The organism is Nonlabens sp., from assembly GCF_965657255.1.
Taxonomy (GTDB): Bacteria; Bacteroidota; Bacteroidia; order Flavobacteriales; family Flavobacteriaceae; genus Nonlabens.
The window spans coordinates 364,666-388,020 of record NZ_CBFHNM010000001.1 but is presented as its reverse complement, the minus strand read 5'-3'; the positions used below and the strand labels follow the sequence as shown (position 1 = coordinate 388,020).

The 23,355-nt window shown below is 35.6% G+C and carries 21 protein-coding genes; 12 read left to right on the top strand and 9 right to left on the bottom strand.

What is annotated here, in order from left to right; genetic code table 11:
• Together pheS and ACTF54_RS01750 are read right to left on the bottom strand one after the other, a co-directional pair.
• Positions 1-1,020 carry a phenylalanine--tRNA ligase subunit alpha gene (pheS, locus tag ACTF54_RS01755; protein ID WP_347196353.1) on the bottom strand — a complete coding sequence of 340 codons (1,020 nt, stop codon included), beginning with the start codon at positions 1,018-1,020 and terminating at the stop codon, positions 1-3.
• Positions 1,021-1,061: 41 nt separating this feature from the next.
• A complete protein-coding gene (locus tag ACTF54_RS01750; RefSeq protein ID WP_438968590.1) occupies positions 1,062-1,754 on the bottom strand; it encodes a hypothetical protein in 693 nt (230 codons plus the stop codon).
• Positions 1,755-1,946: 192 nt separating this feature from the next.
• Here ACTF54_RS01750 and ACTF54_RS01745 point away from each other — a divergent pair, with 192 nt between their 5' ends.
• The 3 genes from ACTF54_RS01745 (at position 1,947) to ACTF54_RS01735 (ending at position 4,928) form a co-directional block, all read left to right on the top strand.
• The gene (locus tag ACTF54_RS01745) at positions 1,947-2,900 is read left to right on the top strand and encodes an SPOR domain-containing protein (protein ID WP_347196355.1); all 954 of its coding nucleotides are present in this window, start codon (positions 1,947-1,949) and stop codon (positions 2,898-2,900) included.
• 209 nt (positions 2,901-3,109) lie between these two features.
• Entirely contained in the window at positions 3,110-4,183 is a 1,074-nt protein-coding gene (locus ACTF54_RS01740) for a hemolysin family protein (protein WP_347196356.1), read from the top strand.
• Positions 4,184-4,190: 7 nt separating this feature from the next.
• The gene (locus ACTF54_RS01735) at positions 4,191-4,928 is read left to right on the top strand and encodes a hypothetical protein (RefSeq protein WP_438968589.1); all 738 of its coding nucleotides are present in this window, start codon (positions 4,191-4,193) and stop codon (positions 4,926-4,928) included.
• Positions 4,929-5,009: 81 nt separating this feature from the next.
• On the opposite strand, the gene ACTF54_RS01730 is transcribed toward ACTF54_RS01735, so the two are convergent.
• The 4 genes from ACTF54_RS01730 to ACTF54_RS01715 form a co-directional block, all read right to left on the bottom strand.
• On the bottom strand, positions 5,010-5,672 hold the full coding sequence (locus tag ACTF54_RS01730) for an ATP-binding cassette domain-containing protein (RefSeq protein ID WP_438968588.1): 663 nt from the start codon (positions 5,670-5,672) through the stop codon (positions 5,010-5,012).
• Positions 5,665-5,958, bottom strand: a complete 294-nt coding sequence (locus tag ACTF54_RS01725) for a hypothetical protein (protein ID WP_347196359.1) — start codon at positions 5,956-5,958, stop codon at positions 5,665-5,667. Before ACTF54_RS01725 ends, ACTF54_RS01730 begins: the two co-directional genes overlap by 8 nt.
• Positions 5,959-5,972: 14 nt before the next feature.
• Positions 5,973-6,524: a hypothetical protein gene (locus ACTF54_RS01720; protein ID WP_347196360.1), complete on the bottom strand. Its 552-nt coding sequence runs from the start codon at positions 6,522-6,524 to the stop codon at positions 5,973-5,975.
• 148 nt (positions 6,525-6,672) lie between these two features.
• Complete coding sequence (locus ACTF54_RS01715; RefSeq protein ID WP_347196361.1) at positions 6,673-7,932, bottom strand: cystathionine gamma-synthase family protein; 1,260 nt, start codon at positions 7,930-7,932, stop codon at positions 6,673-6,675.
• Positions 7,933-8,122: 190 nt separating this feature from the next.
• Between ACTF54_RS01715 and ACTF54_RS01710 the strand changes: the two genes are divergently transcribed.
• Positions 8,123-8,554 (top strand): hypothetical protein, encoded by a 432-nt coding sequence (locus tag ACTF54_RS01710; protein WP_347196362.1) that lies wholly within the window; start codon positions 8,123-8,125, stop codon positions 8,552-8,554.
• Positions 8,555-8,609: 55 nt separating this feature from the next.
• On the opposite strand, the gene ACTF54_RS01705 is transcribed toward ACTF54_RS01710, so the two are convergent.
• Complete coding sequence (locus ACTF54_RS01705; protein ID WP_347196363.1) at positions 8,610-9,533, bottom strand: histone deacetylase family protein; 924 nt, start codon at positions 9,531-9,533, stop codon at positions 8,610-8,612.
• 59 nt (positions 9,534-9,592) lie between these two features.
• On the opposite strand from ACTF54_RS01705, the gene ACTF54_RS01700 reads away from it, so the two are divergent.
• From ACTF54_RS01700 to hflX, 4 genes are all read left to right on the top strand, one after another.
• Complete coding sequence (locus tag ACTF54_RS01700) at positions 9,593-10,051, top strand: hypothetical protein (protein ID WP_438968587.1); 459 nt, start codon at positions 9,593-9,595, stop codon at positions 10,049-10,051.
• Between the two features lie 98 nt (positions 10,052-10,149).
• Entirely contained in the window at positions 10,150-11,187 is a 1,038-nt protein-coding gene (locus tag ACTF54_RS01695; protein ID WP_347196366.1) for a transporter, read from the top strand.
• 119 nt (positions 11,188-11,306) lie between these two features.
• Positions 11,307-11,762 carry a hypothetical protein gene (locus ACTF54_RS01690; protein ID WP_347196367.1) on the top strand — a complete coding sequence of 152 codons (456 nt, stop codon included), beginning with the start codon at positions 11,307-11,309 and terminating at the stop codon, positions 11,760-11,762.
• 295 nt (positions 11,763-12,057) lie between these two features.
• Positions 12,058-13,272 (top strand): GTPase HflX, encoded by a 1,215-nt coding sequence (hflX, locus tag ACTF54_RS01685; protein WP_438968586.1) that lies wholly within the window; start codon positions 12,058-12,060, stop codon positions 13,270-13,272.
• Between the two features lie 87 nt (positions 13,273-13,359).
• Here the strand turns inward: hflX and ACTF54_RS01680 are convergent, their stop codons facing one another.
• A complete protein-coding gene (locus tag ACTF54_RS01680) occupies positions 13,360-15,816 on the bottom strand; it encodes a ligase-associated DNA damage response DEXH box helicase (protein WP_438968585.1) in 2,457 nt (818 codons plus the stop codon).
• Positions 15,817-16,194: 378 nt separating this feature from the next.
• Here ACTF54_RS01680 and ACTF54_RS01675 point away from each other — a divergent pair, with 378 nt between their 5' ends.
• Positions 16,195-16,500: a hypothetical protein gene (locus ACTF54_RS01675; RefSeq protein ID WP_347202206.1), complete on the top strand. Its 306-nt coding sequence runs from the start codon at positions 16,195-16,197 to the stop codon at positions 16,498-16,500.
• Positions 16,501-16,548: 48 nt separating this feature from the next.
• Here the strand turns inward: ACTF54_RS01675 and ACTF54_RS01670 are convergent, their stop codons facing one another.
• Positions 16,549-17,082 (bottom strand): alpha-ketoglutarate decarboxylase, encoded by a 534-nt coding sequence (locus ACTF54_RS01670; RefSeq protein WP_347196371.1) that lies wholly within the window; start codon positions 17,080-17,082, stop codon positions 16,549-16,551.
• 114 nt (positions 17,083-17,196) lie between these two features.
• On the opposite strand from ACTF54_RS01670, the gene ACTF54_RS01665 reads away from it, so the two are divergent.
• The 3 genes from ACTF54_RS01665 (at position 17,197) to ACTF54_RS01655 (ending at position 23,347) form a co-directional block, all read left to right on the top strand.
• Entirely contained in the window at positions 17,197-19,944 is a 2,748-nt protein-coding gene (locus tag ACTF54_RS01665; RefSeq protein ID WP_347196372.1) for a 2-oxoglutarate dehydrogenase E1 component, read from the top strand.
• Between the two features lie 3 nt (positions 19,945-19,947).
• The gene (gene odhB / locus ACTF54_RS01660) at positions 19,948-21,231 is read left to right on the top strand and encodes a 2-oxoglutarate dehydrogenase complex dihydrolipoyllysine-residue succinyltransferase (protein WP_347196373.1); all 1,284 of its coding nucleotides are present in this window, start codon (positions 19,948-19,950) and stop codon (positions 21,229-21,231) included.
• A 637-nt stretch (positions 21,232-21,868) separates the two neighbouring features.
• Positions 21,869-23,347, top strand: coding sequence for a hypothetical protein (locus tag ACTF54_RS01655; protein WP_438968584.1), 1,479 nt, complete (start codon positions 21,869-21,871; stop codon positions 23,345-23,347).
• The last annotated feature ends 8 nt before the right edge of the window (positions 23,348-23,355 follow it).

Genomic DNA, 23,355 nt, shown 5'->3' with positions numbered 1-23,355 from the left:
CTACAATGCGTTAGAAAATTGCTTCAAAAAACGAACATCGTTCTCAAAAAACATACGTATATCACCTATTTGATATAACAACATGGCAATACGTTCCACACCCATTCCAAAGGCAAAACCACTGTACTCCTCTGGATCGATGCCACAATTAGTGAGTACGGCAGGATCTACCATACCACAGCCACCTATTTCTAACCAACCGGTTCCTTTTGTGATTCTATAATCAGTTTCTGTTTCTAGACCCCAGTAAATATCAATTTCTGCACTAGGTTCTGTGAACGGAAAATAAGAAGGTCGTAAACGTATTTTTGATTTACCGAACATTTCTTGCGTAAAATGCAATAACGTTTGTTTCATGTCTGCAAAACTTACGTCTTTATCAATGTACAATCCTTCTACTTGATGAAAAATACAATGTGCACGTGCACTTATCGCTTCATTACGGAAAACACGACCTGGAGAAATGGTCCTGATAGGTGGTTTGTTATCTTCCATGTAACGTACTTGTACACTAGAAGTATGTGTTCTTAGTAAAACATCTGGATCGGTCTGTATAAAAAAGGTATCCTGCATATCTCTTGCTGGATGGTGTGCTGGTAGATTAAGAGCTGTAAAATTGTGCCAGTCATCTTCTATTTCTGGACCTTCACTTACGTTAAACCCAATTCTAGAAAAAACATCGATAATTTGATTTTTCACAATGGATATAGGATGTCTAGCACCTATCTCCATTGGGTAACCTGTACGAGTTAAATCACCGTAAATTCCAGCGTCTTCCTCTTTAGATTCTATATTTTCTCTTAACGAGTTGACCTTATCAGTAGCCTTTTGCTTTAATTCATTAATGGCTTGACCAAAAGCTTTCTTTTGCTCATTAGGTACTTCTTTAAATTTTGCAAATAAATCTTTGAGCAGTCCTTTACTTCCTAAATACTCAATTCTAAAAGCTTCTATAGCATCTTTAGAATCTGCTTTGAAGTCTTGTACTTTCTCAATATGTTCTTTTACTTTGTCCAGCATGGTCTCACATTATAAGCTGGCAAATTTAAACATTTTAGAGGCTATCTAGTCATATGTCGCTCTGAATTCTCGTTGTCCAAATAAATATATCTCATCAAGAAAAATACAGCGATACCACCGAAAGTATGCCACAGCCAGTGTGTTCCCATATAGAGAAAAGCGATATCATACTTTTTATCTAATGTTCTAAATAAAATAGCCGTTGTTATTGCTAATAAGGTATATATGATATCCTTAAAATGTTTCCATTTATGATGGTAGCAATAAAGGAAAATAGGTAATAAAAAGGCAATCGCCGTTCCTACATAACCCATAGAGTTTCTATAGCCTTTAGGAATAGGTAATAGATACGGAATGATATTAAAGGCTATAATCGCAATGGCAAGCGCTAACTTTTCCCAGCTGGTAACTGGCGATCTAAAAATAAAATACAAAGAGCAAGCGAGACATAAAACAATTATAGGTACCCAATCTAGTAGAAGCCAAAATTCATCACTGCGTGTTGCATGATATATGGTGCCACCTACAAATCCTGCAAAAAATTGCGGCATACAACACATCAAAAACCAATGCTTTTTCTCAGATTTATAGATTAAAATACTGAAATATATAGTAGATGCTAAAAATATAAGATTACTTGCTGTATTGAACGGTTCTACAGGAAAACGCCCCATTATAGTTTCTTTATAAATTGGGCCGCTATCGTTTACTTGTTGCAGCAAGATACTGATCATAAAAAGGGCTATTTGTAATGCGACAAATTAAAGGTATTTGCTGGTTAGTTTCGGTTAAATGATTGTAAAAATTTTGCTTTCGCGAAAGCGGAATCGTTATAAATTAATGAGTTAGCTACAGCAGTTTGATTTTCTTAATAACTAGTTGCTGCAAGTGCTTGATCGTTTTGTATAAATTTATATGTTTGTGTTATGCAAATCGCTACTTACATATCAGACTTATTATACCGACACGAATGTGTTGTGGTGCCAAATTTTGGTGCGTTTATTTCACGCCGTGTTTCTGCGCAACATTTTGCTAGTAGCCATACGATATATCCACCTAAGAAAGGCTTGAGCTTCAATGCTCAAATCCAACAAAATGACGGTCTTCTAGCTAGTTATATAGTAAGTGTAGCAAATATTTCTTATCAAGAAGCGGTTCAAGAAATACGCGATTATGTGCGTTTCTTAGATCAAGAAATGGATGATAATGGTTCTGTAACTATTCATAAAGTAGGTCGTTTTTCAAGAAGTGAAGAGAATGCATTGCAGTTTATACCTATGTATCTGGTAAATTATCTTCCAGAGGCTTTCGGACTTTCTTCTCATGAAACATTTGCAGTTGATCGTGTCCCTGTATTTGAGACAGTGAATGAGATTCAAGAAGAAGCTGTAAAAGAAGTTCCTGTTGTAACTTTAGAGACTCCTAAATCTAACTCTGGTCCTTGGGTGCGCTATGCTGCTGTAGGAGTGGTTTTATTAGGATTAAGTTATGTAGGATTTAACGCTTACAAGGATAGAACGCAACAAGATGCGATTGCTGTAGAGCAAATGGCAGATAAAGTTGTGAGCACTAAAATAGAAAGCGCTAGCTTCTTAATTAGTGAGCCTTTACCTAGTATACATTTAGATGTAGCACCCTTAGAAAAGAACTATCATATTGTAGCAGGTGCTTTTAGAGATCCAGCAAATGCAGATAAACGTGTTGCGCAGTTGCAAAATAAGGGCTATAACGCAAAACGAATAGGTGTTAACTCTTACGGTCTTCATAATGTTGCTTTTTCTAGCTTTATAGAACGCAATGATGCCATCAATGAGCTTAATAAATTAAGAGCCTTAGGGTTTGAAAAGGCGTGGTTGTTTACAGGTAGCTTACCTAAGTAAAAGTATTTCCTTTAATTTTATGAGATGAATTGCTTGTTTTGAGCAAAGCAATCCTTGTTCCTTAAATTAAGAATTTGGAAAAATAAGTTGCTAATTTGAAACGATTTTAAAATAGAATAGAGCTTCAACAGGATAACTGATCTCTTAGCAACAAATTAGTAATCACAGAAATTGAATTGTGTATTTTTGTTTCTTACAAATCAACTACCATGGGATTACTTATCGTTTATGCGGTCGTATCAATTTTCTTTTCGTTTTTATGTTCCATATTAGAAGCAGTACTTTTAAGTGTCACATCTACCTTTATCAAAGTGCAAGAACAAGAAGGTAAATCTTACGTTCCATCACTTAAAGCGTTAAAAGAGGATGTGGATAAGCCATTAATAGCCATCCTTACCTTAAATACACTAGCGCATACTGTAGGAGCTATTCTTGTAGGTGTACAAGCAGAGAATATGGTTAGAGGTAGTGGTTATAACAGTAGTTATTTAGGAATCCCATTTGTTGGTATTGTCTCTGGGATCATGACGGTTCTAATTCTTGTTGTTTCTGAAATAATTCCTAAAACTATAGGTGCTACCTACTGGAAAAGTCTTGCGGGCTTCACTACTACATCCCTTAACATCATGATTTTTCCATTGAAATGGACTGGGGTTTTATGGATACTTCAATTGACTACAAAGGCAATAGGTAAAAGTGCACATATGAATACGATGACTAGAGAGGATTTTGTCGCTATCACCGAAACGGCAGAACAAGAAGGTGTTTTTGAACCTACAGAAGGCCAATACATAAAAAGCTTGATGAACTTTAATACTATTGAAGTAAAAGATATCATGACACCACGATCAGTGATGTTTATGGCACCGCAAAACATGAAAATTAAAGACTTTTTTGAACAAAATCAGGATTTAAGATTTTCTCGTATTCCGGTTTTTGGAAAAAACAGGGACGATATTAAAGGTTATGTTTTAAAAGATCACATTCTGGCAGATATTATATATGATAAGCCGGCAGAAACTCTAGAAGACTTACGTAGAGAACTAACCATCGTTCCTATGAATCTACCTATCCCAAAGCTTTTTGAAGCGATGATTGCCTCAAAAGAGCACATGGCACTGGTAGTAGATGATTATGGAAGCGCACAAGGTGTTGCCACCATGGAAGACGTTATAGAAACTATGTTGGGTCTTGAAATCATGGATGAGAGCGATAATGTAGAAGACATGCAGCAGCTAGCCCGTAAAAATTGGGAAAAGCGCAGTCAGCAACGATCTAAGTAACTTATTTATGATTCTTTACTACCTTACTATAGCGGTTCAAATATTTTGCTTTTATCATATTTACAAGAATAGAAATGAGTATTACTGGTATGCGATCATATTCTTTTTACCAGCAATAGGATCATTGATCTATCTGTTTATGAAAGTTTTTAATAGTCAGGACGCTCAAATGATAGGAGAAGAGATCACTACGACTATCCAACCAGCAAAGAGAATCAAAGATCTGATTGAAAAAGTAAAATTCTCTGATACTTTTGCTAATAGACTGGCACTAGCTGATGCTTATTTTGATAAACAAGAATATCAAAATGCGGTAGAAAATTACCAAATTATACTGGATGGCGCTCATAAAAATGATGTTTATGTGCAAGAACAATTAGTTATTGCTAACTATCACTTAGGTCATTTTGATAAAGTTATAGAGCTGGCAAAATCACTTAGAGCAAATTCAGAATTCAGAGCTTCTAAAATTATTTTCTTTCTGGGATTATCTTATAAAGCTTTAGGGAAATTAAATAATGCTGAAAAACATTTGAGAGCTCTTGATGTTAGATATTCTAATTATCAAGAACGACTCGTACTTGCTCAATTTCTTGTTGATAGAGGAAAACAAGAAGAGGCAAAAGAGCTAGTTGAAGAGCTTCTTACAGAATTTAATTACATGAGTAATCCCAATAAGAAAACATATAAAACCACGATTGCTGAGGTTAAAAAGTTAAGTGACTCTATTCGATTAAACAACTAGTGTTTTCAAATATGTGTGGTTGATTCCGCTTTCGCGAAAGCGGATTTTATTAAACTATTTAAACAAAATAGCAAAGATTATCTAAATATAAAGTTGTCTCTTCAAATCTTCTTCATCTTCAACAGGGATGAATTTAGAATCTTTGAGCACAAAACTAGAATTTGCCAATTGAAGCACATTTTGGTAATAATGATCACTTATCAAAATACCTTTATTGGGTTGAATAGCAGTGATGATTTTTTTTACTCGCTCTATTTGTAAAGGCGCGAGCATAGAAAATGGCTCATCTAGTAAAATAAATGACCTATTGGTATAAATGATGAGCAAAAATTCTAAAAACCGTCGTTCTCCTATAGAAAGAGCTTTTACTTTTACATGGTGTACTTTATGGATAAGCGGCTCGTATAAAATTTTATCCTGATCTTCTGGATTGGGATACCACATTTGCACTGCATCTACCACACTTCCAGATCCTACCATAAAAGGATCTTGAGGTAAATAGGCAACTAACTCGTGTTTTAGATGGTTTCTTAATTGAATAGGCTTTCCATCAAAATGAGCAATGCAATCTGCTTTATATTTTCCAAAAATCACATTCATTAAAGAAGATTTCCCGCAACCATTTCTACCCAAAAGACCTATGATTTCTCCTGTGTTTAAGTTCAACTCTAGGTTGTTGAGTAATGTCGTTTTCTTAAATCCACCTACTTGATAAGAATTAATATGTACATGGATACTAGACATAATTCATTAAGATATAAAGGAACCCAGCAGCTAAAACGGCAATACACATGTGTAATACATAAGAAAACCCATACCGCTGTAAATTAGAAATACCTAGATTTTGAAAAACGTATTCTTCTTGCTTGTGAAGCATTCTTTGTGCAAAAGAGCCAACTAAAAAACCGCCTGTGAGAAATACAAAAATGGTCGAGTAAGGATCTGCCTTTGCAAGACTTAAAAACGAAAAACAGCAGTTATAGAATAAAATACGTGAGGTAAACCAAAAATTTAATTTGTAATACCACATATATTCTGTTCTCTTTACTTTTTAAAGTCTTCTAATATCTCTTGATAGGTCTTAGTATTTTCAGGATGAGATTCTAGATATTCAAATACTTGTGCAATAATATTTTTTGAAGCTCCTAATTCCTGAAAAATTTTAATGTCTCTGTTCCAATTTTTCAGACTTCCTACTCGTGTTGCAAGTGTTTCAGATAACTGAGTGATCTTTTTCATTTCTTGAAATCCATGGGTGGCTTTCATTTTTTCAATCTCTGTAAATAGATCTTCAAAAGTGAGTTGTTCCAACTGGTTTTCTTTTGTCATTTTGCGCAACATAGCAGACATGGATTCCATGCGGCCAAAAAACTTCACGTCAAAATCATCCAGTCCACATTTTTTTAACCTTGCTATTTCCTTTTGAAGAGAAGCCTCATCTTGAAAGCTTCCATCGATAAGAAAGTCTAGTTTTTTACTTAGTAAGGTTTTGCAGTTATCGGATAAAGGCAATTCAACTGTAACGGTTTGATCTTGCGCATTACTGATTAAAGTTATAAAAATGACAATTAATAAAACGGATAATCTTGTTTTCATAATAAGAATAACGGTGCTTTTGCAAAGTTCGCATATTTATAGGCAAAGAAAGTGCCAAAACTCAGAATAAAAAAAGCTAGAAAAAATAGTTCTTCTAGCTTTATGTTTTCTCAAAGGTTTTAAATGCAATGATTTTTTAAACTGATGCTTAAGAAGGAATCGATACTTTTTCCATCGCTTGAGAAATATCCCATATCAAATCCTCATAATTTTCTACACCTATAGACAGTCGTATCAATGCATCTGTAACATTGATGCTTTCTAAATGATGTTCATCAACACCAGCGTGTGTCATGCTTTTAGGGTGTTCTGCAAGACTTTCAGTTCCTCCTAGACTTACAGCAAGTTTGATTAATTTTAAAGAGTTTAAGAATTTAAAAGCTTCTTTCTCGCCACCTTTAATTTGAAAACTAACCATAGCTCCTGGACCAGAACATTGTTGTTTATAAATCTCGTAATTGCGAGTTCCTTCCTCAATTAAGCCCAGGTAATTAATTTGTGCCACTTTATCATGATCCTTTAAGAAATTTGCTACTTGAATTGCATTTGCTTGCATGGCTTCCATTCTTATCTTTAAGGTTTCCAGACTGCGCAGCAGCATCCAGGCAGTATGTGGTGATGCCATATTTCCTAAAAAAGTACGTAATGTTTTTACACGTAACATAACTTCTGCATTTCCTAATACAGCACCAGCGATTAAGTCACTGTGTCCGCCTATGTATTTTGTCGCGCTGTACATCACAAGATCAGCACCATGTTGTAAAGGATGCTGCCATAAAGGTCCCATATAGGTATTATCTACTCCAACGGTTACTTTTTCTTCTGTTTCAAAACGATCTACTACTCGTCGCACCATTTCTATATCGATAAGTGCGTTAGTGGGATTTGCAGGTGTTTCCAGATGTACATGTGTCAATCTACTAGAATGACCAGTTTTTTTAATCACATTATATACTTGTTCTTCATTCATTTCTGAAGTAAAACCTACCGTGTGAACACCTATTTTAGGCAAGAAATGATTGATAAAATGATCGGTCCCACCATAAGTAGGAGAACTATATAATAGTAAATCACCAGGTTTCAAAAATTCAAGAAGAACCGTAGAGATAGCACTCATACCACTTTCAAAAACAGCACAATCGTCTGCATTATCCCAAAGTTTCAATCTGTTTTCCAGAATATCTAAATTTGGATTGTTAATACGGCTGTAAATTAATCCCATTTCTTCTTGTGGAAAAGGCTCTCTTTTACCATAAGCAAGTTCAAAAAATGCCTTTCCTTCTTCGGCGGTTTTGAATACAAATGTTGATGTTAAAAAAACAGGGCATTTTATAGCTCCTTCAGATAATTCTGGTTGATAACCATAAGACATCATTAGGCTTTCTGGTTTCATGGATTTTTTATTCATAGATAAGGCTGTTTAAGGTCGGTAATTTAATTTATTTTTAATAAATCAATCGATTGCGTTGGTGATAATTGATTTTCCACAACTTTTTATGTTTAGTAAGCTTAATTTGTAAGATTTTGCTTTCGCAAAAGCCATAATCTATTAATTAACTTTTTATTAACTTACAGTCCTAACCTAAATATATCAAAATATGGCTTATTCTACTCAACCTAAAATGTGGTTTTGGATTGTGACAATCCTTTTTCTGTTATGGAATCTTATGGGCGTAGGCGCATGGAGTGCAGAAGCAATGGCAAGTAGCGATGCATTTATGGATGGTTATACTCAAGAACAAATAGATTTCTATAAAAGTTACCCTAGTTGGTATACTTGGGCATATGGAGTAGCGGTTTCTGCTGGACTATTTGCTTGTATCTCGCTACTTTTCAAGAAAAAGCAAGCGGTGTTGCTAGCTCTTCTTTCATTCATTGCGGTTATTATATGCCGTGTTTATGAAATCACAGTTGATGCCTGGAGTATGATGATGACAGCAGACAAAGTGCTGATGATCATGGTTGCTATTTTCTCTGTTTTACTTTGGTTATTTGCACGCAGTGTTCGTCAAAAAGGATGGCTTAACTAATTACTAGTTTACTTAATGCAAACAATTAAAGTCGTGCAAATTTGTACGGCTTTTTTTAGTTAAAAACAGACCTCGCAACCCTAAACGTATTGGCATGCGCTTCGATTATTGTCTTAATTTCTGGAGAATAACCGCCGCCCATGCTGCATTGCACTGGGACGATGGAATTTCTTGTTGTTCTCGCTTTCGCGAAAGCGGATAAAGAAAAGCGATCTCTCTCTTTACAACCATCGAGCGTCATACTTAGTTTGCCTAATTTATCGCTTTCCAAAACGTCTACGCCACATAAATAAAATATAAAGTCTGGTTGTTCTTGAGTAATGAGATCTGGTAATGTATTTTTAAGTTCGTTGAGGTAATATTGATCTTCAGAACCATCCGGTACAGCTATGTCTAGATCTGAGTGTTCTTTTTTAAACGGATAATTACCAGCGCCATGCATAGAAAAGGTGAACACACTATCATCGTTTTGAAAAATTTCTGCAGTTCCATTGCCTTGATGTACGTCTAGATCTACAATCAATATTTTTTCTGCAAGACCGCGATGTTGCAAGTATCTGGCAGCAATCGCTTGATCATTGAGTAAACAAAATGCCTCGCCATGGTCTGTATAAGCGTGATGCGTGCCGCCAGCAATATTCATAGCTACTCTATGATCATAGGCTTTTAAACAACCTTCTATAGTGCCTTGTGCAATTCTCAACTCTCGTTCTACTAGTTGCTCACTTAAGGGAAACCCTAATTTTCTCGCAGCTCTTTTATTCAGTGTTAATTCTTTTAAATCTTGTAGATACTGATCGGTATGAACTCTTAACACGTCTACTTCATCGCATAATTTGCTAGGTTTAAAGAAATCTGTTTCTATTGCTGTTCCTTCATGAAGAAGCTGTTGCGGCAGCAATTCGTATTTAAGCATAGGGAAACGATGTCCTTCTGGTAACGGATGCTGATAAATAGGATGAAAAGCAATAGGGAACAAATAGACGTTTTTAATTTAATTGATCCAAAAGTAAGTCTAACAAAACAGAATAGAATTACATGAACTTAAAATTTACTTTAAAATATAAGCGAACGTTTTATGATGTCATTTATCTTTGCAAAAAAAAGGATATCAAAACTGCTTTTGCCCTTTTCATGTTAACGACTTTTGCTTTGCGTCCCGCATATCAGGCTAGTTATTACCTCTATTTTCAATTGAATATGGATGCGATTGTGGCAAAATATTGTGTCAATAAAGAACGACCACAATTAAAATGTAATGGTAAATGTCATTTAGGTAAAACCATTTCATTCACTGCCGATAAAGACACTACCAATTCAAATTCAAAATCAGTACAATTAAGCAACGCTTTTTATCCGCTTTATTTTCAGTCTCCAGATCAGTTTAGTTGGAAACAAGGTGTTTTCTTAAAAAGCACTGATAATTTTGCGTATCACAATTCCTATAGTTTTACTAGTTACTGGAATTATAAGCCACCACCACGGTATTTTTCATAATATAGGCTTGACTTATTTCTTAGACATTGAATGAACTAGGAAACTTATTTTACCATTGCTTTGGTTTCTCAATGAAATCTTAGCATAACTTATTTATTATGAAAAAAATTCAGATTATAGCATTATTACTGGCAGGTATGTCAGCTTTCGCGCAAAGCGATAACAACAATTCAACAGATCATATTTACACTGGAAATCGTCCTGATGGACACGCACCTATTAATGTGATGGGTGATCACACTCATGCAAAAGGCGAGTTTATGGTTTCTTACCGATTTGCAACCACCACCATGGAAGATTTGAGACGTGGCAGCGACGATGTTTCTTTTGAAAGTGTTTTACGTCCTAATGGCGGCCAGTATATGGTTACTCCTACAGAAATGAGTATGAATATGCACATGCTAGGTGCGATGTATGCTCCTACAGATAGGTTAACTCTTATGGCGATGACTATGTACATGGATATGAGTATGGAGCACCTTACCGCGATGGGTGGTAATTTCACTACTACTTCTAGTGGTTTAGGCGATACTTCATTATCTGCCTTGTATAAGTTGTTCAAGAAATCTTCTTATAGTATTCATGGTCAACTAGGTATTTCTCTTCCTACTGGCGGCATAGATAATGAAGATGTAACGCCTGCGAGTATGGGCAACGAGGTGATCTTGCCTTATCCTATGCAAATAGGAAGTGGAACGTATAGTGGTATTCTTGCATTTACTTATTTAGGTCAAAGCAAGTGTTTCTCTTGGGGTTCTCAAGTAAGAGGTGAAAAAAGATTTGGCGAGAATGACAACGGTTATACTTTAGGTGATCGTTTAAACTGGAACAACTGGGCAGCTTACAAAGCTACAGACTGGTTGAGCATTTCTACACGTATTGAAGCTGTTGCTGTAGAAGATACTGATGGAGTGAATCCAGATTTGAATCCGTTAATGGTGATTACTGCTGACACGGCAAATTCTGGTGGAACTTTTCTAAATGGAGGTTTAGGCGTGAACCTTTATGCTCCTACTGGTTCTTTGAAAGGTTTTAGATTAGGGTTAGAATACAGTTTACCGCTGGCGCAGCAGTTTAACGGTGTACAACTTAAAAATCAAGACGTATTCACAGCTGGTGTTCAATATGCTTTTTAATTTATTATAGATGATTATAAAACCTATTCAAAGTCTTATTTATATTTACAAACTAGATAAATTGAATGGGTTTTATTTGAACCTATATAATTGTAAAACAGCAAACTAAAATCAAAATTATGAAAAACGCTATTTATATAATTGCAATAGCAATGCTTACATTGACTTCTTGTAAAAACGAGGCTACTGCAGAGGAGAATGCACTTGCCACCCAAATAGAAGCCTATGATGCTTTAATGACAGAGGCCATGGAAGTACACGATGAAATCATGCCTAAAATGGGCGAACTGATGGAATTGAAAGGTGAAATTACTGAAAAAGCTGAGGCTGGTGAATTATCAGATCAGACAGCAATTTCTAGTACTGCAGAAGAATTAAAAGCATCTCACGACGGTATGATGACGTGGATGAAGGATTATTCTGAAAAGTTTCCTTATGGCGACCCTTCTCCTGAAACTAAAGAGGCGATCGATAAAAAAATGCCAGTTTTAGAACAAGAAGTTGAGGAAATAAAAAACCTTAGAGATAAAACTATGCAAGCTATTGATAATGCAAAAGCTTTATTGAATAAGTAAAAGGTAGATTATAGAATTTTAAAACCTAGTTGTGTCCTGCGCAACTAGGTTTTTTAGTTAAATAGATTTTTAAATTCAAGCCATCTAAATTCAAAGTCTTTTCTCTTGAGCCAGCAGTGTATAGAGCGTAGCGATTAATGGGCTAGTCCTTCATAATTTTTTTTGCTTTCGAATCTTGAATTTTATCTCTTGAATTCATTTAACTCTAAACTCGCAACTTCATTTCCTAACCTATTATTAAACATTACTATTCTTTCATCTAAAAAAGTATCTTTGTTTACATTCAAAAACTTTTATGTTAGAATTACAAAATCACGAATACGAAAAAGCCATTCTTGTAGGTGTTGTGACCCAACAGCAAAATGAGGATAAGCTTAATGAATATATGGACGAGCTAGAGTTTCTGGCTTATACCGCTGGCGCGAGCATTAGCAAACGCTTCCATCAAAAAATGCAGAAACCCAATCCTAAAACATTTATAGGAAAAGGTAAAATGGAAGAGGTTGCGGCTTATGTTAGAACTCATAATATAGGAACCGTCATTTTTGATGACGAGCTTTCTCCTGCACAGCAAAAAAACATAGAGAAAATTCTTGAAGCAAAAATCATTGATAGAACGTATCTAATACTTGATATTTTTGCTCAGCGAGCGCAAACTAGTTATGCACGCACACAAGTAGAACTGGCGCAGTATGAATACTTGTTACCTCGATTAGTAGGATTATGGACGCACCTTGAAAGACAAAAAGGTGGTATAGGAATGCGCGGTCCTGGAGAGACAGAGATTGAAACCGATAGACGTATTGTACGTGATCGTATTACCTTATTGAGAAAGAAACTACTGACTATCGATAAGCAAATGTCAACACAGCGTGGTAATCGTGGCGCACTAGTTCGAGTTTCTCTAGTGGGATATACTAACGTAGGTAAAAGCACATTAATGAATGTGGTTTCTAAAAGCGAAGTGTTTGCAGAAAATAAACTATTTGCAACTTTAGACACAACGGTAAGAAAAGTAGTATTGCGTAACATGCCGTTTTTGTTAACAGATACGGTAGGGTTTATCAGAAAATTACCTACACAATTAGTTGAATCTTTCAAATCTACTCTGGACGAAGTACGGGAATCAGATTTACTACTTCATATAGTTGATATTTCTCATGAATCTTTTGAGGATCATATTGCTTCTGTAAATAGGATTTTAGGAGAAATAGATGCAAACGATAAGCCTATAATCATGGTTTTCAATAAAATTGATGCTTATAAGCCTCAAGATTATGACGAAACCGACTTGATGGAAGAACGTACATCTGCTCATTATTCTTTAGAAGAATGGAAAGAAACCTGGATGGCAAAAATGGGTGAAGATGTAATTTTTATATCGGCCACTGAGAAAGAAAATATGGAAGACTTCCGTAAGAAAGTATATGACCGAGTAAGAGAGATTCATGTGAAGCGTTTCCCTTATAACTCATTTCTATATCCGGATTATTCTGATGAGGAAGAATAGTTCGTATTCTTAGTAGATAAATGATAAGTGAAGAAAGGTATTTATTTTGATATAAATATCTTTCTTCTACTTAAGAGTTTTTACAGTCTATTCCCATTTCAATTGCATCCTCTTGATGCGATCTGCAAGTTTTTCACTGGATAATTTTTCGCGTAAGCGGTCTGTAATAATTGGGAATGAAAATGGTGTAGGCTTCTTGCAATCTTTCCAAATGATAGTTTGTTTTTCTATACGCTCAAAAGCTTCACGCAAGCGGTATTCTTCTATTTCTTGTTCATAGGTTTCTGTGTAAGCCTGTCTGAATAATAAATTATCTGGTTCATTATCTCTAAAAACTTCAAAAAGTAATTGGCTACTGCTTTGTAAGTGTTTTACTTTGACAGCTTTGTTGGGATAGCCAGTAAAGACTAATCCTGCTATGACCGATATATCTCTAAATTTTCTTTTGGCGAGTTCTGTAGCGTTGACACTTGCTTCAAGATCTTCCAAAATCATGTCTGATGTGATGAGGTTGTTATCCAGTACATTTTGCATATCAAATTCTTGATCGCTTAAGATTTCAAATCCGTAATCATTGTATGCGAGAGAAAAACTAATAGGTTGTAATAAACTAATGCGGTATGCAAGTAAGCCTGCCATTGCCATGTGGACCAGTCTACCTTCAAAAGGGTAAAATACCGAATGGTATCCTTCTCTAGTCTTAAAAGTTTCAATTAAAAATAGGTCATTTTGTGGTACGATGCTTTCTCTTTGCTGGCGTGCAATAATATCTTTTAAAGCTTTTACTTCTGGAGTGCGTTTTTTACCAGTTTGAAAATTTTGCATTTCTTCTCGAAGTAACTCGCCTAGTTGTGAGGTGAGTGGCATACGACTTCCCATCCAGTTCACTACTTTACCTTTTTTTCTAGATGAGTTGCGTACCTGAGCGACCATTCCTTTTAAACGCACAAACTCAAGAGTTCTTCCAGCAAATACAAAAACATCACCACGAGAAAGCTGGCTTATAAAATACTCTTCTATAGAACCTATGTAACCACCAGTTACATATTTTACAGTGATGTCAGTACCAGTTACAATAGTTCCCATTTGTAAACGGTGACGCATGGCAATACCACGATCGTCTATGAAATATCGACCATCTTCATCGATGGAGACTTTTTTATACTCGTCATAAGAACCTAACGATGCACTTCCAGAAACTATAAAATGCAAACACCATTCAAATTCTTCATAAGTTAATTCTTGAAAACAAAAAGTTGTTTTTACTTCAGGAAAAATCTCTTGAGGATAAAAGCCACCAGAAACTGCTAGCGTACACAAATATTGAATCAGCACATCATAACAAAGTAAATAAGGTAGTCGATCTTCTACCGCTTGTGTTTTCACAGCTATTTGTAAGGCGCTTGCTTCTATCAATTCTAGTGCATGAGTTGGTAAAAAGTATATCACAGAAGTCTCTCCAGGTCGGTGCCCAGATCTTCCTGCACGTTGTAAAAACCGTGCAACACCTTTAGGACTTCCTACTTGTATGATCGTTTCTACAGGTGCAAAATCAACTCCTAAATCTAGTGAAGAAGTACATACACAAGCTTTAAGCGACTCGTTTCTAATCGCGTTTTCTACCCAGATGCGAGTTTCTTTATTGATAGAACCATGATGCATTGCCGCTTCTCCAGCAAATTCTGGATGTTTGTGCATGATCGCTTGAAACCACAGCTCGCATTGCGCTCTGGTATTGGTAAAAATCAAGGTAGATTTACTGTTATTTATGATCTGGACCACATCTTCCAGTAAATGCAAACCTAGATGACCACGCCATGGAAATTTCTCCATAGTCTCTGGAATGATGGAGCGTACTTCTATTTCTTTTTTCAGATTTGCTTTAATGAGTACGCTTTCGCGAAAGCGAGAACTATCAACACCTAGCAACACCTGTCTAGCTTGCTCGAGATTACCTATGGTTGCGCTGATTCCCCAAACACGTAGCTTTGCATTGATACCTGCAAGCCGTGAAAGTCCTAGTTCCATCTGAACGCCGCGTTTTGTTCCTAGAAGTTCATGCCACTCGTCAATAATCACAGCATTACAATCTTGAAATAATTTCACGTGATCTTTTGTAGCAAGAAGTAAATGCAAGCTCTCTGGAGTGGTGATCAATAAGTCTGGCATGGACTTTTTTTGTGCCGCTCGTTCTTTTGTGGTAGTATCGCCAGAACGAATTCCTACTGTAAAAGGCAGGCCTATTCCATCTACAAATTTTTGAGAGGTTTGAGCTATTTCTTGAGATAAGGATCGCAATGGCGTGATCCATATGGCTTTGAGACCTTTTTTATTTTTGGTCTTATAATCTGGGTTTGATTTGATGTAATTCAGCACGATCGCAACCCAAAGCGCATAAGTTTTACCACTTCCAGTTGGTGCGTTGAGAAGACCATTTTTACCAGAAATAAAAGCATCCCATGTTTGTTTCTGAAATGGAAAAGCTGTCCAGCCTTGATTTTCAAAGTAGGATTCGGCAATATGGAACAGTTCTTTTTTTGTCATGAAACTCTCCGCGCAGGCGGAAGTCTTTTTGTTGCTATTCTCTATCTAAATTCGCTCGCAGGCGGAAATCTTTTAGTTGATTTCTCGATCTGTATTCGTTCTTTGTTATCTTTTAAATTCTCCTACCGCGCAGGCGGAAATATTTAAGTTAATTTCTCAGTTTTTTCAATTGTTTATAGTGTATTTACTTCTCTACTGCGCCTACGAAATTATTTCCATTGATGTGTTATAATTCTTGTTTTGCCTTGTGCTACTTTACCATCAATTTAAATTTCAAAAATGAAATATAAGCCTACAATAGAATTAAAATCAAGATTAAGGAATAAAATTACGGTCTTGTGTTAGCAAACTTTTAAATTTGAAATTATAAAAGTCTCCATGTCAGAAAAGCTTGCCATCATCCAAGATAAATTAGAAGATCGACACCATGTTTTTATGGTCTTCAAAAGCCAAGTCAACAAAGATCTAGAAAGATCTGGTTTTGAAGCTATTGACGATAGTGAACCCAAGGAGTTTTTAGAATCTCTTGCTTACTTATTGAATGAAGCCATAGAAGAAAGTGATCCTAAATTACAGCAATTGTATTATCTGGCAGATGTGCAAGAGAAAAACCTAGAGCATGGAATTATACTCGGTTTCATTATGAGAGAATGGAGTAAGATTCAGTTTAGATTGCGGCAGTGAAAAAGCTTTTTATAATTCCGCTTTCGCGAAAGTGAAACAGAAATATCATTAAAACAAAACCCTAACAAAAGGCTGTATTCCATTTGCATATACACTACGTCTATCATTGAACAGTACATCGTAACGTGCACCAATAACAAAATTACCTTGCTGGTATCCAGCGCCTAAGAAGAGTGCTGGGACCCAATACTCATCATTGAGAGTGGTTTCTCTAAAGTTTCTGTTGACATTTAGATACTCAAAATCGGCACTTATTTGAAGGAAATCTATAGGTTGACTTATTGCTATTACACTACCACCAGCAATAGTGGATGTAAAATCATCAAAACGATTCAGGTCTCTTTCGGAATAGCTATAATTTAAACCAAGTCCTACACCTACAAATTGATTGACTTGATATATGGCTTGTGGAGCAATCAAAACGGATGTAAAATTATTTCCAAAGTTGGCTCCTAAATTCCCACCATACCGCACTCGATCCCAAAAATTACCATCTGAGGTATTTTGCTGACTGAAAGAATAGCAAGAAAACATGCTAAAAATTGACAATATGATAATGGTTTTAATAGTATAGCTTTTCATGATATAGCGATTTACAATTGTTCTGTTATAAATATACAAAAGTTGTTGTGATGCCAACTCATTTCTTTATTTTTGCTATTACAATTGTTAATAAGGATAAATTTCCTTCCATATATGGACAAGTTTTCATTTCTCAATGCAGCACATACTGCATATTTCGCACAACTTTACGATGAATATTTAATCAATCCTGACCAGGTAGAACCGTCATGGCGAGCTTTTTGCCAAGGTTTTGATTTTGGTATGGAAAGCGCTCATGAGGGCGATTTAGTTGTGGAGCATTCTGGCAGTACGGTAGTCGTTCCAGAAAATTTACAAAAAGAATTTCAGGTTGTTAAGTTAATCGATGCATATCGTACTAGAGGTCATTTATTCACAAAGACCAATCCAGTTAGAGACCGACGTAATTACGAGCCTAAGTTAGATTTAAAGAATTTTGGTCTTAGTGAATCAGATTTAGATACTTCTTTTGATTCGGGAGAATTAATAGGTTTAGGTAAAACTAGTCTTAGAAATATCGTTGATCATCTTACTAAAATATATTGCGATAGTATAGGTGTTGAATACATGTATATACGTAATCCTGATGAGGTAAAATGGATTCAGAATTGGTTGCATAAAAATGACAACCATCCATCATTTGATAAAGAACAAAAATTACAAATTCTTAAGAAACTAAATGAAGCGGTCTCTTTTGAATCATTTCTTCATACTAAATATGTAGGTCAGAAACGTTTTTCTCTAGAAGGAAATGAATCGTTGATTCCAGCATTAGATGCATTAATTGAAAACGCTGCAGATAAAGGTGTAGATCAATTCGTTCTTGGAATGGCGCACCGTGGTCGTTTAAATGTACTAACTAACATTTTTGGAAAGCCTGTAAAGGATATTTTTTCAGAATTTGATGGTAAGGATTATGAGCAGGATATTTTTGATGGTGACGTAAAATATCATTTAGGATATACCAGCAAAAGAAGAACTGATAACGGTAACGATATCAATTTAAATATAGTGCCTAATCCATCTCACCTAGAAACAGTAGGTGCGGTTGTGGAAGGGATAGCGCGTGCAAAACAAGATATGCACACTCCAGAAAACTTTTCTAAAACATTACCTATTGTTTTACATGGTGATGCTGCTATCGCAGGTCAAGGTATTGTTTATGAAGTTGTGCAAATGGCACAATTAGATGCTTATAAAACGGCTGGTACTATTCACCTTGTAGTGAATAATCAAGTAGGTTTTACAACAAATTATTTAGATGCGAGATCTAGTACGTATTGTACCGATATTGCAAAAGTGACATTGTCTCCAGTTCTTCATGTAAATGCAGATGATGCAGAGGCTGTTGTACATGCTATGAATTTTGCATTGGACTATAGAATGGAATTTGGTCGTGATGTATTTATCGATCTTTTAGGATATAGAAAATACGGTCATAATGAAGGTGACGAGCCTCGTTTTACACAGCCGCAGTTGTATAAGTCAATTGGAAAGCACAAAAATTCGCGAGATATTTATGCAGACTTATTATTAAAGGAAGGAATTATAGACGGTTCTAAAGTAAAAGAATTAGAATCACAATATAAAGAAAGACTAGAAGAAGAATTAGCCACTTCTAGACAGATGGAAAACACTATCATTACTCCTTTTATGCAGGATGAATGGGATGGTTTTGAGCAGGCTACAGAAGAAGAGATGATGAAGAAAGTAGCTACTGGTGTAGACCGAGCTACTTTAGAAAAAATTTCTAAAACTATTTCTCAACTTCCTGAAGGAGAATCTTTCATAAGAAAAATTAAGAAAATTGTTGAGGTACGTCAAAAAATGTTTGATGAAGATAAACTAGACTGGGCAATGGGAGAACACCTTGCTTATGGTAGTTTGATGATGGAAGGTTTTAACGTGAGAATGAGCGGTCAGGATGTAGAAAGAGGTACTTTTTCTCACAGACATGCCGTTGTGAAATCAGAAAATCATGAAAATGAATTCATTTTACACAATCATATCGATGGTGTAAAAGGAAACATGGACATATATAACTCGCACCTTTCAGAATATGCCGTAGTTGGTTTTGAATATGGTTATGCATTAGCACGACCTAATACATTAACAATTTGGGAGGCACAATTCGGAGATTTCTCAAATGGTGCACAGATCATGATGGATCAATACATAAGTGCTGGAGAAGATAAGTGGAAAAATCAAAATGGTCTGGTAAAATTATTACCACACGGTTATGAAGGTCAAGGAGCAGAGCATTCTAGCGCACGTATAGAAAGATATCTACAACTATGCGCAAAGGATAATATGTTTATGGCAAATTGTACAACGCCAGCAAATATGTTCCATTTACTACGCCGTCAGATGTTAGTAAATTACCGTAAACCATTGATTGTTTTTACTCCTAAATCTTTGTTGCGTTACCCTAAAGCGGTAAGCACAGTGTCAGAATTAGAGAACGGTCATTTTCAAGAATTGATAGATGTGGATGGTGACGCTTTCGCGAAAGCGGAAACACTAGTATTCACTTCTGGTAAGTTCTATTATGATTTATTAGAATACAGAGAAGAAAACGATAGGAATGATGTGGCTATAGTGAGGATAGAACAATTGTTCCCATTACCTACAGACCAAATCCACGAAACGATCAAAAAATACGGATCAAAAGATATCGTATGGGCTCAAGAAGAACCTAGAAATATGGGAGCATATTCCCACTTGATGTTACATATTCCAGAGACTAGAAACTGGAGAGTATGTTCAAGAAATATGTACGCAGCTCCTGCTTCTGGAAGTTCTACACGATCTAAAAGAAGACAGGCAAGAATAATAGAAGATGTTTTTAATACCAACAAATAAATTATGGCTCTAGAAATGAAAGTGCCTTCACCAGGCGAGTCGATTACAGAAGTAGAAATAGCAGAATGGCTAGTTGCCACTGGCGATTGGGTAGAGAAAGACCAAGCCATTGCAGAGGTAGACAGTGATAAAGCAACACTAGAATTACCTGCAGAAGCCAGCGGTATCATTACCCTTATGGCTGAAGAAGGCGATGCTGTTGAGGTAGGTGCTGTAGTATGTCTTATTGATACAGAGGCAGAAAATCCAAATGGAGGTTCTAAAGATGTGGATAATGCCCCATCTAGCATGGGCGGCGGCGATGAAGGTGGAAATACCGGAGACGTGGCAAAAGAAATGCAAAAAGATAATCCAGAGAATAAATCTACTGGAGGTAAAGCACCACAACCAGAAAAAGCTAAAGAAACCTACGCTAGTGGAACTCCTAGTCCTGCAGCAAAGAAGGTTCTAGATGAAAAAGGAATAGATGCAAAATCTGTTTCTGGATCTGGTCGTGATGGACGCATAACAAAAGAAGATGCAGTAAACGCAAAACCATCTATGGGAACACCAGGAACTGGTTCTCGTGGTGAATCACGTACTAAACTTTCTATGTTGCGTAGAAAAGTAGCCGAGCGTCTGGTAAGTGTAAAGAATGAAACAGCCATGTTGACGACCTTTAATGAGGTAGATATGAAGCCTATTTTTGACCTACGTAAAGATCACAAAGAAACTTTTAAAGCTAAGCATGGTGTTTCTTTAGGGTTCATGTCTTTCTTTACAAAGGCTGTAACTAGAGCATTAGAACTATATCCAGCGGTAAATTCTATGATTGATGGTAAGGAAATGATTTCTTTTGATTATAAAGATATATCTATAGCGGTTTCTGGGCCTAAAGGATTAATGGTGCCCGTAATTAGAAATGCAGAGAACCTTTCTTTTAGAGGTGTAGAGCAAGAAGTAAAAAGACTGGCTTTAAGAGCTAGAGATGGAGATATCACAGTAGATGAAATGACTGGTGGTACTTTTACGATTACTAACGGTGGAGTTTTCGGTAGTATGATGAGTACTCCTATTATTAATCCACCGCAAAGTGCGATTCTAGGAATGCACAACATTATCGAGCGTCCTGTTGTAGTAGATGGTAATATCGTTGCAAGACCTATGATGTACTTAGCTGTTTCTTATGATCATAGAATCATCGATGGTAAAGAATCTGTAGGTTTCTTAGTAGCTATTAAAGAAGCATTAGAAGATCCTATTAATTTATTGATGGATGGAAATGTGAAGAAGGCTTTAGAGCTATAATCAGAATTATGAACGGCTTTTGCCGTTTTTGATGAATACTTACGAGTAAAAACTTTAAAAATACCAAGCTAGAGATGGCTTGGTATTTTTTTGTTTTCAAGGGACTTATACCAATTAAACATCAAAATGAGGACTAAAATTCGTTTCTTTTTCCATTTACTTACGTTATAAAATAGAACCGTAACTAAGGCTATGCTTAGATTTTATAACTTATTAAAAGAAAAAATAATTCAAATTTTTAAGTCTAATTTTGAAATCTAATTGGTATTAAAAGCATTGATTTTAGATTTTATGGAAATTGTGAAGTCGAGCGCAGTCGAGACTGTTTTATAGTTTTCCTAGATTTAATCGTTTTCAACGGTAATCGAACCCAGCTCTAATGATTTATTTCTTAAACCTCTGATATAATAACAATTACAGGTATTGTAAGCTGGACTTCCATTTATTTTAAGATGAATTTTGTAAGATTTTAAAAGTTAAATATGTGTTAAAAAATTAGTTATCTATCTATCTATCCTCTTACCTACTTTTAAAGTCCCCTGACGTATTGAATAATTAACCAGCCTATGCCTAAATAGGTACAATCCATCCTAGTATGCTCAGGAAATCCTATTTATATTATCTACTTGTCATAGCTGTGAGTATAGCAATAATCTCAATTTCTTCTTGTGAGAAAGATGAGGTATTTCAAGAAGAACCGGCAGCAGTTGCACATCATAAAATGAAAGCATCTGTATCTAGTCTTGCTAAAATTAAAACCACCGATTCTAAGCTTTACAATTATTTGTCAGAAAGAGCATTGACCAGTTTAAAATCTGGAAATACCGGTAGTGGTGCGATTTTAGATACCTCTTATATTCAAGTTCTTGAAGGGACTGATTATAAAAACTATATCTTTAGAGTAGCGACAGACAGCACCAATGCTGTAGATGTTTTAAAAAATTATATGCTAGTCGTTTTAAAAGACAGTATTCAACAACAATTTATGGTTACTTACCCCTATGTAAATCAAGTAGTGGATACAACAAATGTATTGATAGAGCCTGTTTTTGGAACTGATATTTTAAATCAATTTACTTTAAAATGTGGAGGCAGTAGTTTTCAATCGGTATGGATACCTGGAAGTACAGTAAGTTATCCTTGTGCGTCAGGAAGGCATGTGTTTAGCCAAGGTACTGCTTGTGACTATTGGGAAAAACCAGGTGAGGCACGTGTAGTTTATACCGCAGGCTACTTTATGACTCAATACGTAGAACAACAACCATGTGAAACCATAGGAACTGGAGATACAGGAAACGGTGGTGGTGGAGCAAATGTAAACAATCCTAATCCTCCACCACCAGATGATCCTGATGATGAAGATGAAAACGAGCAAGATATGGAAATAGGAATTACTCCTAATGAAGAAGTAATTAAAGAAGAAGATCCAGAATGTGATTATTTAAAAGACTTACTTGCGGACACTGATTTTAAAAGACGATTAACTCGAATGATAAGTTCTGCAACTGACGATAATATTGAATTGATTCATGAATACACGCAAAGTTTAAATGATAGTACACTAATATTTAACGCAGATCATGGAGATGATGTGAATCCTACTGCACCAGTAAGAAAACTTCCTAGTACCATTTTACGTCCTATTATAGTACATTCACACTATAAAGGAACACCAGATAGAGGAACGATAGGTATGTTTTCTTATGGGGATATTCTTACTTTTACGCTGGATGTTTTTAAAGTCAATTTAAGAGGTAAAGACACAAAAAGTATGACCAGTATCTTAGTGTCATCTAGTGATGATGGAATAAACATATATGCCATTAAAAAAGATCCTAATTCTACTATAGCAAATGATTATAACCTGCATCAAACGGTAAGGCTACAAATGACACAAGAGCAGAAAGATAAAGAGGAAGATGCTTATCAGAAATCAATTAAATTTGCAAAAAGTAAAGAAGTCTTAGAATTAGCTGCTTTAAAACAATTGAAAAAAATGGGTTTGCAGTTGTATAAGTCAACTGACTCACATAATAATTGGGAACAATTGACTCTTGATTCTAATCCCACTAACTCCGCAAAACCCCAAAAAGGAACTTCTATACCTTGTAATTAAAAATAATA